The following is a 14,668-nucleotide window of genomic DNA, read 5'->3' on the forward strand; positions in this document are numbered from 1 at the left end:
GCCGGGATGCCACGACGATATTGAAAAGGCGGTGGCGGCAATTATTGCCCAGGGCGTTCTTCCGCTTTCGGTCGGGGGCGATCATTCGATCTCCCTGCCGATTTTGAGAGCCCTTGGCGCCAAACACGGTCCGGTGGCAATGATCCATATCGACGCCCATTGCGATACCGGCGGCCCGTTCGAGGGTAACCGGTTCCATCACGGCGGCCCGTTCCGTCATGCCGTTCTGGAAGGCAAGCTCGATCCGCGCCACACCATCCAGATCGGTATCCGCGGCTCTGCGGAAATGCTGTGGGAGTTCTCCTATGATTCCGGCATGACGGTTATTCACGCCGAAGAATTCGCCGCGATGGGCATCGATGCGGCGATCGCAAAGGCCAAGACCCTTGTGGGCGACATGCCGGTCTACCTCTCCTTCGACGTCGATAGCCTCGATCCAGCCTTTGCCCCCGGAACCGGCACTCCGGAAGTGGGCGGCCTGACAACCCGCGAGGCGCAGGCTTTGTTGCGCGGCCTGACCGGACTTAATCTCATCGGCGGCGATGTCGTGGAGGTCGCACCACAATATGACGCGACGACCAACACCGCGCATGCCGGCGCGCAGATGTTGTTCGAGATCCTGTCGCTGATGGCGGTTGCCAAGGCAAAATAATAGCCGAGCGAGCTTGTTTCGTTAAAACGACAGCGGCCCGGCGAATGACGGGCCGTTTGTCATTCCGGATTGTATTGGCCAAAGGAATTGGCCGGACGCCGATCAATCTTCCGAAAGTTCCAGCTTGCGGCTGACAGCCAGTGCGCCGAGCGTACAGAGCGCACCCGACAGAAGATAGATGCCGACATATTGGACGCCAAATGTGCTGGCGACACCAAGGGCCACAAGCGGTGCGAAGCCGGCGCCGATCACCCATGCCAGATTGGATGTGAGGGCGGCACCGGAATAGCGATATTCCCGTCCGAACCGCGACGACACGGCACCGGCCGCCTGACCGAAGGACAGGCCGAGAACAGCAAAGCCGATCAGCACGAAGGCATCTTCACCCCAGGTGCCGGCCGCCAGCATGAAGGGTGCAGTGACGCTGAAGATGGCGATGATGACGGCAGCAACCGCCAACTGGCCACGTCTGCCGATACGGTCGGCAAGAACGCCGGAAAAGATGATCGTACCGGTGCAGATCAACGCACCAACCATTTCAACCAACAGGAAGCTGGTGATCTCGTGCTGGGAGTAAAGACTGATCCAGCTGAGCGGAAACACAGTGACCAGATGGAACATGGCAAAACTTGCAAGCGGCGTAAACGTACCGATCAGCACGTCCAGACCATGGTTGCGCAGAAGGTCTATGGTGCGCACGGGTGCCAGTTCCAGACGGTCGAGCATGGAGCCGAATTCGGTGGTCGCCACCAGCCGCAAGCGAGCGAAGAGAGCGACCACGTTGATGGCAAAGGCGACGAAGAACGGATAGCGCCAGCCCCAGTCGAGGAAGTCTGCCGAGCTCAAAGAGGCATAAAAGAAGGCAAACAGGCCACTGGCAAGAATGAAGCCGAGCGGGGCTCCGAGCTGCGGCATCATGGCATACCAGCCGCGCCGGTTATGCGGTGCATTGAGCGCCAGAAGCGAGGCAAGTCCGTCCCAGGCGCCGCCAAGTGCGAAGCCCTGGCCGAGCCTGAAGATGATGAGGAGAATAATCGCCAGGCTGCCGATGACATCATAGCTTGGCAGAAAGCTTATGGCGGCCGTGGAACCGCCCAGAACGAAGAGTGCCACGATCAGCTTGGTGCCGCGTCCATAGACCCGGTCGATCGCTGTGAAGACAACCGTGCCGATAGGTCGTGCAATGAAGGCCAGCGAGAAGATTGCAAAAGACAGCAAAATCCCGGTGAGGCGGTCATACATGGGAAAGAAATGCGCTGGAAACACAAGCACTGAGGCGATTGCGTAAACGAAGAAGTCAAAAAACTCGGAGGACCGTCCGATGATGACGCCAAGCGCAATATTGCCCGGATTCGAGCCGGTATCCGCATGCATTGAGCGGGCATCGCGTTCCATATCGGACGATGTGGGTTGATCCATCGTGAAAATTCCTGCGCTCATGTCGTCTCCGTTATTTCGGCGCTGCCATTATCGGTGTGAAAGCAGTTGTGGCGAACCCGATACCACACATCCCGTTAACCGCAGCATTTGATTGCGTAGTATGCGCCGGTGGCCAATGGCCGTCAAATCGCTTATAAGAAAATTATCATACGTGTTGAAAAATGCCTTCTGCATTCGTGTCTCGCTGATCTTCCAACTTGGTCCCGGCATTTTTTTGGGGGCGCGGCATCTTACCTCATCGTAATTTGATTGCGATCAATTATGATCTGGTTCCTGGGAGGGCAGACAACTTGGAAATGAAAGCTTGCGCACTCCGTTCAAAAATCTTTGCAGATTGGCAGTTGTAGCGTCCCTCGCGGCGATTCTCTCCTCGTGCAATCTCGTCGTCATGGCGCCATCTGGCGATATCGCCTCGCAGCAGCGTGATCTGATTGTCGTATCGACAATCCTCATGCTCATTGTGGTCGTCCCGGTCATATTCCTCACGCTGTTCTTTGCCTGGCGTTATCGACAGTCGAACACAGAAGCCAAATACGATCCCGAGTGGAGTCACTCCACGAAGCTCGAGGTGATTATCTGGTCTGCTCCGCTGGCCATCATCATTGCCCTTGGCGCCATCACCTGGATCAGCACGCATACGCTTGATCCCTACCGGCCGCTCGACCGTATTTCCGCGACAAAGGAAATCCCGGCCGATGTGAAGCCGCTGACGGTGGAAGTTGTCGCGCTCGACTGGAAGTGGCTGTTCATCTATCCCGATCTCGGTATTGCTACCGTGAATGAACTCGCGGCTCCGGTCGATGTTCCGATCAACTTCAAGATCACAGCATCCTCGGTCATGAACTCGTTTTATGTGCCCGCCCTTGCCGGACAGATCTATGCCATGGCGGGTATGGAAACGAAGCTGCATGCGGTCATCAACAAACCGGGCGATTATGACGGCTTCTCCGCAAACTATAGCGGCGCAGGCTTTTCCAACATGCGTTTCAAATTCAAAGGGCTTGAGCAGGCCGATTTCGATCAATGGGTCGACAAGGTCAGAAACGACGACCAGAAACTGACACGCGATGTCTATCTGGAACTCGAAAAGCCGAGCGAGAAGGAGCCGGTCCATTACTATGGCGGCACCGATCCCGAGCTTTACACCGCCATCCTCAACATGTGCGCAGATCCATCCAACATGTGCATGAGTGAAATGGCGATGATCGATGCGGGCATGATTTGCCGCGCACCGGAAAACTTGCCTCAGCAATCGGCAGCCATCGACGAACGGAAGCGTTACCTGCCCTGACACGATGGCGAAGCCTTGTGGGTCTCGGCCCATGCGGAAAATGGCGTCCGGTGCATCACTGCCCGGATATGGAAAAGACGTTCAGCATTAAGGAAATCCGATGCTATCAGATCCGGATTTGATGAAATTTATATTTGGCAAGCTGACATGGGATGTGATCCCGCTGCACGAGCCAATTCTTGTCGTCACCTTTGCGGTGGTGGCTCTCGGCGGTATCGCGGTCCTGGGCGCGCTTACCTATTTTCGTCTCTGGGGTTATCTCTGGAACGAATGGTTCACGTCGATCGACCACAAGAAGATCGGCATCATGTATATCTTCTTCGCCATCATCATGCTGTTGCGCGGTTTTGCCGACGCGCTGATGATGCGTTTGCAGCAGGCCATTGCCTTCAATGGTTCCGAAGGCTTCTTGCCGCCGCATCACTACGACCAGATCTTCACCGCCCATGGCGTGATCATGATCTTCTTCGTGGCCATGCCTTTCGTCACCGGCCTGATGAACTTCGTCGTGCCGTTGCAGATCGGTGCCCGCGACGTCTCGTTTCCGTTCCTCAACAATTTCAGCTTCTGGATGACCGTGGCTGGGGGTGTCGTTGTGATGATTTCGCTGTTTATCGGCGAATTCGCAAAGACCGGCTGGCTGGCCTATCCTCCGCTGTCAGGTATCATCTATAGTCCGGATGTCGGGGTCGATTATTATATCTGGGGTCTACAGATCGCCGGTATCGGAACGCTGTTGTCCGGGGTCAATCTGATCGCCACCATCTTGAAGATGCGCGCTCCCGGCATGTCCATGATGAAGATGCCAATCTTCACCTGGACTGCATTTTGCACCAACGTTCTGATCGTTGCTGCATTCCCCGTTCTGACAGCCGTTCTGGCGCTCCTGACCCTTGATCGCTATGCGGACATGCACTTCTTCACAAACGACATGGGCGGCAACGCCATGATGTATGTGAACTTGATCTGGATCTGGGGCCACCCGGAAGTCTACATCCTCATTCTTCCCCTGTTTGGCGTCTTTTCCGAAGTGGTCTCGACCTTCTCGGGCAAGCGCCTGTTCGGTTACACATCCATGGTCTACGCGACGGTGGTTATCACGCTGTTGTCCTACATGGTCTGGCTGCACCACTTCTTCACCATGGGATCGGGCGCCAGCGTCAACGCCTTCTTCGGCATCACCACCATGATCATCTCGATCCCCACGGGCGCGAAGATGTTCAACTGGCTTTTCACCATGTATCACGGGCGCATTCGCTATGAAGTGCCCATGCTGTGGACCATCGGCTTCATGGTGACCTTCGTCATCGGCGGCATGACCGGCGTTCTGCTGGCCGTTCCACCGGCCGACTTCGTGCTGCACAACTCGCTGTTCCTGATCGCCCACTTCCATAACGTGATCATCGGTGGCGTTGTCTTCGGCGTCTTCGCCGGCATCAACTTCTGGTTCCCCAAGGCGTTCGGCTTCAAGCTCGATGCATTCTGGGGCAAGATGTCCTTCTGGTTCTGGCTGACCGGCTTCTACTTCGCCTTCATGCCGCTCTATGTTCTGGGCCTGATGGGCGTGACCCGCCGTATGAACCAGTTTGACGACCCGTCCTTGCAGATCTGGTTCATTATCGCGGCCTTTGGTGCCTTCCTGATCGCGCTCGGCATCGCTGCCTTCCTCATCCAGATTGTTGTCAGCGTCAAAAATCGCGAGCAGCTTAAGGATGTGAGCGGCGACCCATGGGGTGCCCGGACGCTGGAATGGTCGACATCATCGCCACCGCCTTCCTACAACTACGCATTCACACCGATCGTTCACGATCACGATGAATGGTGGTTCATGAAGAAGCACGGCTATAAGCGCCCTGAGGAAGGTTTCATACCGATCCATATGCCGAAGAGCACGGCAACAGGTGTGATTATCGGCGGTCTGAGCGTTGCCTTCGGCTTTGCCATGGTTTGGCATATCTGGTGGCTGGCAGTTCTGTCCTTCGTTGCCATCGTCGGCGTTACCATCGCCCACACCTTCAACTACAAGCGCGATTTCTACATTCCTGCAGAGGAAGTGGATCGCGTTGAAAGAGAACGCACCCGCATCCTTGCGGCGGAGGCTTGATCCATGACTGACGTGATCGTTGAAAACGGCAAGAAGCCGGACTTCTACATGACCACCGAGCATCACCCGGAATCCGGCACGATGGTCGGGTTCTGGATCTATCTGATGAGCGACTGCCTCATCTTTGCGATGCTGTTTGCAACCTATGCTGTGCTCGGCCACAGTTATGCCGGAGGCCCGAATCCAAAGGAATTGTTCGAGCTTCCATTGGTGGCCGTCAACACTGCCATGCTGCTGTTCTCGTCCATCACCTACGGCTTTGCCATGCTGCAGATGGAAAAGGGTGCAAAGAATGCGGTTCTGGGTTGGCTGGCTCTAACCGGGCTGTTTGGTCTGGCCTTCCTGTGCATTGAACTCTACGAGTTCTCGACCTTGATCCATGAAGGGGCAGGACCTGGCCGCAGCGCCTTCCTGTCAGCCTTCTTCACACTGGTGGGTACCCACGGTCTTCACGTCACCACCGGCCTCGTCTGGATGGTCACGCTGATGGTTCAGGTATCCCGTTATGGCCTGATCCCGGAAAACAAGCGTCGCTTGATGTGCCTTTCGATGTTCTGGCACTTCCTTGACGTCATCTGGATCGGCGTCTTTTCCTTCGTCTACCTCATGGGAGTCCTGTGATGAGCGCACCAACCCATTCAGATACTGCCGCTGATCACAGCCACGATCATCATCACGGCGATCATGCCAGCCATGGCTCGTTCAAGTCCTACATGACCGGATTCGTGCTGTCGGTCATCTTGACGGCCATCCCCTTCTGGCTGGTCATGGGCGAGGTCTTTGCCAGCAGCACACTGACGGCCACTCTGGTCATGGCCTTCGCGCTCGTTCAGATCGTCGTGCACATGGTCTACTTCCTGCACCTGGACACCAAGTCCGAAGGTGGATGGAACATGATGGCGCTGATGTTCACGGTCGTGCTGGTTCTGATCGGCCTGACCGGATCGCTCTGGGTCATGCATCACCTCAACACCAACATGATGCCCATGTCGCCCGAGATGATGAAAAACCTTCCCTAAAGGGCCATAGCTATTCGCATCAACGCTCTTCCCGTCTGCAAATGACGGGAAGAGGTCGCGAGACAACCATGACAGACACTCCCGATCAGCCAACAGCATCGCCAGCGCGCCCGCGTAGATCGCGCATGCTTGTTCTGGCTGGTCTTTCGCTTTTCTTCGTTGCGATCTTTGTGGCGCTTGGCATCTGGCAGGTGGAGCGCCTTCAGTGGAAGCGTGATCTCATCGCCCGTGTCGATGCCCGCGTTCATGCGCCTGCATCAGCGCTGCCCGACCCGTCGAACTGGGCCTCGGTCACTGCGGCCGATGACGAATATCGCCATGTCAGCGTGACCGGTCGATTTGCCCAAGGCAAGGAAGCCCTTGTCTATGCATCGACGGCTATCGGTCCAGGATACTGGGTCCTTGCGCCGCTGATTAGGGAAGACGGTGCTGCCGTGTTCGTCAATCGCGGCTTTGTCCCGCTAGACGACAAGGATGCGCAGTCGCGCCGGCCCGTCGCGCAAGACCCCGTGACCGTAACCGGGCTCCTGCGCCTGAACGAGCCGAACGGGACCTTGCTCAGATCCAACAATCCGGATGACGATCGCTGGTATTCGCGCGATGTGGTGGCAATGGCAGCACATCTGCATGTGACCAACGTCGCGCCTTTCTTCATCGATGCAGATACCAGCCCACACGTCAAAGCCGATGGCTCCCCCATTGGGGGACTGACGATCGTTCAGTTCCCCAACAGCCATTTGTCCTATGCCATCACCTGGTTCGGCATGGCGCTTCTCTCGCTGGTCGGTGGATTCATTCTTCTGCGAGCCGAGAAGGGCAGGGGCGTCTCTGCCTGAAATGCCGCACTGTCGAATTGAAGTCCGCCCCGACACTTTCGAATAGCATCACTGTGCCGAGCCCACCGAGGTAATTCCGTATTCTGGCCTGCCAGTTTCACCATTGGTTAACCATATTTCCTGCATGATTCAGGGGTCTTAGAATACGTAACGGCTGCGCGCGCAGCCAGCCCCAGGAATGGAACCGGATATGGCCATAGTGACTTTCGCCAACACCAAAGGTGGCGCAGGCAAGACGACGGCGGTTCTTCTGATCGCCACGGAACTGGCACGGATGGGCTTGCGCGTCGCAGTACTCGATGTCGATCCGCAACACTGGATCTCGCGTTGGCATGAGCAGTTGGGCAAGAACTGCCCCGAACGGCTTGAGGTTGTTCCCTATGTCTCCGGCGCCAATCTGGAACGGCATATTCGCAACTACCGCGACAATGTCGACTTCGTTCTGCTCGATCTCCCGGGCGCCAGAAGCCCGCTTCTGGCCCAGGCACTCGGTTATTCCGATTATGTGCTGATCCCCGCCCAAGGCTCGGCCATGGATGCGCAAGGCGCTGCCAACGTGATCGATCTGCTGCATTATCTGGAAGACAAGGCAGGAATCCGAATTCCGCATTCGGTGGTGCTGACACGTATCAATCCGATCATCACCACGCGCGCCTTGCAGGGTGTGAAAGCTCTGCTGAAAGAGAAACGCGTTCATCTGATCGGCACGCCAATTGTCGAGCGTGCGGCCTTCCGCGATGTCTTCAGCTGCGGCGAAACGCTTTACACGATGGATCCAGACAAGGTCAGCAATCTCCCGCGTGCGCAGGAAAATGCCCAGCTTCTCGGTCGCGAGGTGCTGGCCCGCGTGCTCAGATATTGTACGAACGAGGCCCATCTGGCCGAGGCCGCTCGACTGGTTGCCTGAACCACAGTCAATTCAATACTGAAGCCTGACCGAAGCCCTCAAAAAAGGGCATCGTCGAACAGATCGTCGTCCGACATGGTCTGGGCTGCGGCAGGAGCCGCCTTGTCTTCAGTCCCGGATGGCGTGCCGAAGATGACCGAGTGGACATCGCGCTCCGACTTCATCGTATAGGTGGAGAAGATCTCGGCAGAGACACCTGCCAAGATGTCTTCCAGACCATCGCAATGCGGCTCATAGGGGAGCGCCGCTGCGGCAAGCGATGAGCAATCGCGCAAGATTGTTGTCAGCTCCTGATGGAAATCCAGCCCCGCGGTCGCTGCCGCCACCTTGATGGCGACGTCCTGACCACGATCGACAAGATCGCCGACTTTCGCATCGAGGGTCTCTCCGGCCAGTGTGACATGGGCGAGCGCGATCTCAATGCGCGCCACAAGATCCGGACCCGCATCGCCATCGTCGTCGCCTTGCATCTGGCGCAGACCCAGCGCCTGCTCGTTGAGCTGCCTCAGATTTTCCAGGGCGCGGTCGGTCACATCATCGAGCCTTGCCGAATAGGCTCGCAACTCGTTGGTCACAACATTGATGGCACGGCTTTCTTCGCCCAGTTTGCTACAGCGCAGATTGGTATTGAGGGCCATATACTGGATGTCGGTTCTGACGATCTGGATCGTTTCCACACTTTCCACCAGGTGCTTGACCATGGAACTGGCTGCACCGCTCAGCCGTGAGGCTTCACCTGCGGATTGCTCGATGGTCCCCACGACAGTGCGCGCGGTCTCGAGGCTTTCCTGCACGCGCCCCATGGCCGAACGTTTGGACGTGTCCGTGTTGCCGGGAAGCATGGCTTGTTGCAGGTTCATCAGGGCCGTCACGTCATTGGTAAAGGCCCCGATATTTTGAACGATCGCCGCGCACTGCGCCTTGAAGTCAACGGAAATCGCCTCAAGCTGATCGCGCACGAGCCGGATCGCCAGCAAGACAACCCGATTGCGATCATCGGACGAAAGATAGGCAGCATCGTCGCGGGCAAGATGGTCTTTCGCGATCTCAAAGGCTGCCTGGCAGTGTTCGATCCGCTGGCGCGTCACGTCTCCGATCTGCAGAGAGGACAGAGTGCTTGCAAGCCGGCCCTGAACCTTCATGGCAAGACCCGTCACCTGGCGGGCCATATCGGCAAGTGCGGTGCGCTGGGTCTGGATGGCTTCCGCATTTTGCCTGAGATCACCGACGATGGCGGAGATGTCGTGCCGGGGCGATGCGATCGCCCCGGTGCCGATATGGACGTGACTGATTAGTTCCTGCAACGCATGAATCCGCTCGGCAAAGCCCTTAACCTCAGAGCTTGCAAACTGGATGCGCTCGACAATTTCTTCGGCAAAGCCGGCGAAATCGGCAATTCCGGCGCCCGTGATCTTTGCGGTGACGGCAAAGGTGCGCAGATAGCGCAGGGTATCTTCCATTGCCACCACTTCGTCTGCCAGTGACTGGCCGTGTTCGCTGATATGGGAAAAGCGCTGATGCCGTTCCAACTGTTGCGCCGGCAGGGCGGCGATCAGTTCGCCGGTGCGCATGAGCTCGGCGGTGGCTTCGGCTGCCTCGTCCTCCTTCAACGCATTCGAAATGCCTTCAAGCGCGCCCAACAGATCGGTAAAGACATCGAGCACGGAGACGAGCACAGTTCCGCCATCGAGGAAGCGCTGTTCGATCTGGACCAGTGCTTCTTGCAGCTTGGCGCTGATATGTGCCGTCGGCGCGAATATCTCTGCTGCCTTGTGCGATCTCTTGGTGTTCATTTTGAACCCTCGTTACTCTTACTAATGCGTTCCCGGCCGGAACGTCCGTCCGGCTGATTGTTGTTCAGGCGAGATGGCGGCGATCGGCTGCCAGGATTTCCCGCGCGATCTGTTCCAAGGGCACCACCCGGTCGACGCCACCCCGGGCAATCGCTTCCTTGGGCATGCCAAAGACCACGGATGTCGCCTCGTCCTGCGCCAGCGTAAAGGCACCGGCCTTGTGCATTTCGTCCATGCCGCGCGCGCCGTCATCGCCCATCCCGGTCATGATCACGCCCATGGAATTCGAACCGGCAGAGCGGGCGGCAGAGCGAAACAGCACGTCCACCGAAGGGCGGTGGCGCGACACAAGGGGGCCTTCCTTGATTGCCACCATGTAGCGGGCCCCTTGCCGCTCCAGCAGCATGTGCTGTCCGCCGGGGGCAATGAGCACATGGCCGCGCAAGACGGGATCGCCGTGCTCGGCCTCTTTGACCTCGACCTGGCAGAGCGTGTTGAGCCGTGAGGCGAATGCGGATGTGAACTTTTCCGGCATGTGCTGAACAATCACGATACCCGGCGCGTTGGCCGGAAGCGCCATCAGAAGCTCACGCAGCGCCTCGGTCCCACCAGTGGATGCTCCGACGCAGATGACCATTTCGGTGGTTTTTGCCATTGCCCGTCCGGTTGGCGGCGGCAGAACGGCATCGGCCGTCAGCTTGGCTTCCGTGGCACCGGCAAAGGCCACTCGCCGGCGATCGGATTTCACTCTGGCAAGAGCTGCCCCCTTGACCGTCTGGCGGATCATCTCGCCGGCTTCGGCAAGGTGATCCGCTGCACCGATCTTCGGCTTGAGAATGATGTCCACCGCACCGGCTTCCAGCGCCTGCATCAGCGTCTGCGATCCAGCCTCGGTCAGAGACGAGCACATCACGACAGGGATCGGATGCTGCGCCATCAGTTTACGCAGGAAGGTGATGCCATCCATTTTCGGCATTTCCACATCCAGCGTTACCACATCGGGCACTTCTTCCTGAATGCGACGCGCTGCAACAAAGGGATCCGAGGCAACCCCCATCACCTCTATATCGCCATCGGCTTCCAAGACACGCGTCAGCGCCTGGCGGACGCTCGCGGAATCATCGACGATCAACACACGTATCTTTTTCGCCATTTGAGCGCTCAGACTTTCTGGAAAACCGTATTGGCAACCTGCTTTACGGGCAGATCAAAGCCGGTGATGGTTTCGGAGTGACCGACATAGAGATAGCCGCCGGGCAGAAGCTTGTCGCAAAGCCGCTGAAGCACTTTTTCCTGCGTCGGCTTGTCGAAATAGATGAGCACGTTGCGGCAGAAGATCACATGCATGGCATCGCCCACGACATAGGACGAATCCATGAGGTTCAGCCGGGCAAAGCCCACCTTCGACCGCAGCTTGGGATGGATGCGCACTTCGCCGCGATTGCGGTCTAGCGGCTCCATCACATACCGTTTTCGTCGCTCGGTATCGACGGGGTCGATCATGGCGGTCGAGAAAACACCGCGCCGGGCGACCTGCAACACATCGGTGGAGAGGTCGGTGGCAAGGATCGAATAATCCGGTCCACCCTTGGCCTTGATGAAATCCTCAATCACCATGGCAAGTGTGTAGGGCTCGGCACCGATCGAGCAGGCCGAACTCCACACACGCAAGCGGCGGTGTCCCTTGGATACGAGATCGGGTAGCGCGTTATCGATCAGATGCTCGAAGTGTTTCGGCTCCCGAAAGAAGTCGGTCTTGTTGGTCGTGACCACATCGATGAGGTGAATGGCCTCGCTCTGGATGCCGTCATGCTTGAACAGATAGTCGCAATATTGGTCGAGGCTATCGATGCCGACCACGCGCAAACGACGGCGCAGGCGGCCTTCCAGCATCGTCTTCTTGCCGATCGGCATCTTGATCCCGCTATAGTCATAGATATAGCGCGAGAGGAGCTCGAAATTGCGCGCACTTAGACCTTCAATGGCCGGATCTCGCAAGGAAACGTGGTTTGTCTCTCGGACCGATGCGGCAGCAGATGACATTCTCGAAGCCATAGTGCTCATGCGGGTTCCATCGGGTTTGCAGCAACCGAACCCAATGAGCGTGCATCTGTTCCCGCAAACAGTTTCGTCAGGTTGACGATCACGACAAAATCGCTGCTGCGGCGAACAACGCCGGCAATATAGTCTGACGGCCAGCGCACGCCGATATCGGGTGCCGCCTCGATCGCGTCACAGCGGAATGAGGTGACTTCGAACACCCTGTCGGCCACAAGGCCGAGCGTCAGCGAACGTCCGTCTATTGTCACGTCAATGACGAGGATCCGCGTATGGGGTGTCTTCTGTGTCTGCGACATACCAAGACGAAGGCGAAGATCGATCACCGGCACGCCCTGACCGCGCACTTCGCGCAGGCCGAGAAGATAATCGGGGCCGTGGGGGATCTTGAAAGGGTCCTCGTGATCGAGAATTTCCCGTACGACCTCGACTGGAACGGCGAAGCATTCATTTTCGAGGCTGAAGGTCACATATTGCGATTCAGATGCTGCATTGGCCATGAGGCGCTCTCCTTGAGATCGGCTCCGCTGTGAGATCGGTTGTCGCAACTATGACGAATAGCAGGACACCGATCGGTGGCGGTTGGGCTCCGGCCCACGTCTCGAAAATTGACGTGGGCCGGTTATCTGATTTTGTTTCTGCGGCGCGGTTATGCCGTCTGGCGGAAGTCGGCGTCGTCGCTGTCTGGACCACCCATGTTCATGTCCAGCGCAAAGCCCGAGGATTTTGGCATCGGAGCGGGCTTGGCCGTCGGACGCTTTGCAGTCGGGTTTGAAGCCATCTTTTGCGCGACGTTTTTCAGCTGTTTCGCCTGATGGCTGCTGTCCTTGTTGGTGCCGGTATCGACCTTGAAGAAGGCGATGGATGCCTGAAGCTCTTCTGCCTGTGCCGCCAGTTCTTCCGAAGTCGCGGACATCTCCTCGGATGCACCGGCATTCTGCTGGGTCACCTTGTCGAGCTGCTGGATGGCTTCGTTGATCTGGTTGGAGCCGATATCCTGCTCGCGGCAAGCGGCCGAGATTTCGGAAATCAGTTCTGCGGTCTTGCGGATATCCGGCACCAGACGCGTCAGCATTTCGCCGGCCTGGGTGGCAACCGTCACGGTCTCACCGGACAGGCCGGAGATTTCGGCTGCGGCCGACTGGCTGCGCTCGGCAAGCTTGCGCACTTCAGAAGCAACGACTGCAAAGCCCTTGCCATGTTCGCCGGCACGGGCAGCTTCGACAGCCGCATTCAGGGCAAGCAGGTCGGTCTGGCGGGCAATTTCCTGAACGATGGAGATCTTTTCGGCGATTGTGCGCATGGCAGTGACGGCCTTGTCGACTGCCTGACCGCTCTCTTCTGCATCGATTGCAGACTGACGGGCGATCTTCTCGGTCTGGGCAGCGTTGTCTGCGTTCTGCTTGATGTTGGCCGCCATTTCTTCCATCGAGGCGGATGCCTCTTCGGCAGACGATGCCTGTTCCGTGGCCCCTTGCGAGAGCTGCTCGGAACCCGAGGAAAGCTGCTGGCTTCCGGCAGAAACATTGTCCGAAGCCGACAGCGCGTCAGCAACAACCCCACGCAGACGCTCAACCATGCTTTCCAGTGCCAGACCAAGCGTATCCTTGTCCGACAAAGGCTTGGGGGCAACGGTCAGGTTGCCGTTGGCAATTTCATCGGCAAGGTTAGCGGTAACGCGCAGATTGCCGGTCATGATATTGACCGTATCGACGAGATCCTTGATTTCGTCGTTCGTCTTGATCTCGATATTCTGGTCGAGATCGCCGATAGCAACGCCGTTGATAACAGCCTGGATCTTTTTCAGACCGCTGTTAATGCCCAGTGCGATCCACAGAGCGATAGCAGTAGACATAACGAACATCAAAGCGAGAGAGCCGATCAAGAGATTGCGGGACCAAGAATATTGTTCGTTGGTCGCATTATCCGTCGAGCGCAGGTCAGCGGCAATTTGTTCATTCAACGCGCCGAGGGACGCCAGCACAGCAGCTGCGGCATCTCGTCCTTCGCTCATCGTTATGTCTGAAGCTCGCCGATTGCTGAATTCGGTGTTTTCAACTGCCAATGCGATCACGCTGTCTTGCAGTTTTTTCCATGCTGGGACGAGCCCAAGAAATTGCTGTATTTTTTCTTTGATGCCTGGATCACGATCCTTGCCGATTTCGGCAGCCAAGGTTTGAATTTTCTCTTGGTTCGCAGCAACTTCCTGAACGAAGACCTCGATCAACTTAGGATCCGTATTGAGGACTGCATTCTTTTCGTTGCGAATCGCATTCAGAACTGCATCTGACAGGTCACTGGAATTACGGAGATTTGTTGCGGGACCTTGGATGATGTCGGTAATCGCTGTGTTGAGCGACGAGAGGTTTGTGATTGCCATAACCGACATGATTGTCGACATGACGATCAGAAGACCAAAAGCGAGTGCCAGTTTAAGCTTGATAGTAAAGCGCATGGAACTAAATCCTGAGATTTGATGACAGTAGTTTGGCTAGGTTTCATTCGACGGATCGTCGTCGCACGTCTGAAGACTAAGACACTCACTCTTCTGAAGGCCTTATGAGGCCT

At 57.2% G+C, this 14,668-nt stretch carries 13 protein-coding genes; 7 read left to right on the plus strand and 6 right to left on the minus strand.

What is annotated here, in order from left to right; all coding sequences use genetic code 11:
- The coding region (locus tag ACWPM9_RS21935) for an arginase family protein (protein WP_484758001.1) at positions 1 to 652 on the plus strand (652 nt) is incomplete at its 5' end.
- Between the two features lie 102 nt (positions 653 to 754).
- On the opposite strand, the gene ACWPM9_RS21940 is transcribed toward ACWPM9_RS21935, so the two are convergent.
- Positions 755 to 2,092 (minus strand): MFS transporter, encoded by a 1,338-nt coding sequence (locus tag ACWPM9_RS21940; protein ID WP_428188729.1) that lies wholly within the window; start codon positions 2,090 to 2,092, stop codon positions 755 to 757.
- 334 nt (positions 2,093 to 2,426) lie between these two features.
- On the opposite strand from ACWPM9_RS21940, the gene cyoA reads away from it, so the two are divergent.
- From cyoA to ACWPM9_RS21970, 6 genes are all read left to right on the plus strand, one after another.
- On the plus strand, positions 2,427 to 3,383 hold the full coding sequence (gene cyoA / locus ACWPM9_RS21945; protein WP_428188728.1) for a ubiquinol oxidase subunit II: 957 nt from the start codon (positions 2,427 to 2,429) through the stop codon (positions 3,381 to 3,383).
- 100 nt (positions 3,384 to 3,483) lie between these two features.
- The gene (gene cyoB, locus ACWPM9_RS21950; RefSeq protein ID WP_428188727.1) at positions 3,484 to 5,487 is read left to right on the plus strand and encodes a cytochrome o ubiquinol oxidase subunit I; all 2,004 of its coding nucleotides are present in this window, start codon (positions 3,484 to 3,486) and stop codon (positions 5,485 to 5,487) included.
- Positions 5,488 to 5,490: 3 nt separating this feature from the next.
- Entirely contained in the window at positions 5,491 to 6,108 is a 618-nt protein-coding gene (gene cyoC, locus ACWPM9_RS21955) for a cytochrome o ubiquinol oxidase subunit III (protein WP_428188726.1), read from the plus strand.
- Positions 6,108 to 6,506: a cytochrome o ubiquinol oxidase subunit IV gene (gene cyoD / locus ACWPM9_RS21960; protein ID WP_428188725.1), complete on the plus strand. Its 399-nt coding sequence runs from the start codon at positions 6,108 to 6,110 to the stop codon at positions 6,504 to 6,506. The genes cyoC and cyoD overlap by 1 nt, the downstream gene beginning before the upstream one ends.
- A gap of 68 nt (positions 6,507 to 6,574) precedes the next feature.
- Positions 6,575 to 7,342: an SURF1 family protein gene (locus ACWPM9_RS21965; protein ID WP_484758002.1), complete on the plus strand. Its 768-nt coding sequence runs from the start codon at positions 6,575 to 6,577 to the stop codon at positions 7,340 to 7,342.
- A 190-nt stretch (positions 7,343 to 7,532) separates the two neighbouring features.
- Positions 7,533 to 8,249 (plus strand): ParA family protein, encoded by a 717-nt coding sequence (locus tag ACWPM9_RS21970; protein ID WP_428188723.1) that lies wholly within the window; start codon positions 7,533 to 7,535, stop codon positions 8,247 to 8,249.
- A gap of 38 nt (positions 8,250 to 8,287) precedes the next feature.
- On the opposite strand, the gene ACWPM9_RS21975 is transcribed toward ACWPM9_RS21970, so the two are convergent.
- The 5 genes from ACWPM9_RS21975 to ACWPM9_RS21995 form a co-directional block, all read right to left on the minus strand.
- Positions 8,288 to 10,042, minus strand: a complete 1,755-nt coding sequence (locus tag ACWPM9_RS21975) for a hypothetical protein (protein ID WP_484758003.1) — start codon at positions 10,040 to 10,042, stop codon at positions 8,288 to 8,290.
- A gap of 64 nt (positions 10,043 to 10,106) precedes the next feature.
- Entirely contained in the window at positions 10,107 to 11,195 is a 1,089-nt protein-coding gene (locus ACWPM9_RS21980; protein WP_428188721.1) for a protein-glutamate methylesterase/protein-glutamine glutaminase, read from the minus strand.
- An 8-nt stretch (positions 11,196 to 11,203) separates the two neighbouring features.
- Positions 11,204 to 12,106, minus strand: coding sequence for a CheR family methyltransferase (locus ACWPM9_RS21985; RefSeq protein WP_484758004.1), 903 nt, complete (start codon positions 12,104 to 12,106; stop codon positions 11,204 to 11,206).
- On the minus strand, positions 12,103 to 12,600 hold the full coding sequence (locus ACWPM9_RS21990) for a chemotaxis protein CheW (protein ID WP_484758005.1): 498 nt from the start codon (positions 12,598 to 12,600) through the stop codon (positions 12,103 to 12,105). The genes ACWPM9_RS21985 and ACWPM9_RS21990 overlap by 4 nt, the downstream gene beginning before the upstream one ends.
- Before the next feature lie 149 nt (positions 12,601 to 12,749).
- Positions 12,750 to 14,555: a methyl-accepting chemotaxis protein gene (locus ACWPM9_RS21995; RefSeq protein WP_484758006.1), complete on the minus strand. Its 1,806-nt coding sequence runs from the start codon at positions 14,553 to 14,555 to the stop codon at positions 12,750 to 12,752.
- Positions 14,556 to 14,668: the final 113 nt, after the last annotated feature.

It is taken from the genome of Agrobacterium sp. H141 (genome assembly GCF_057158725.1).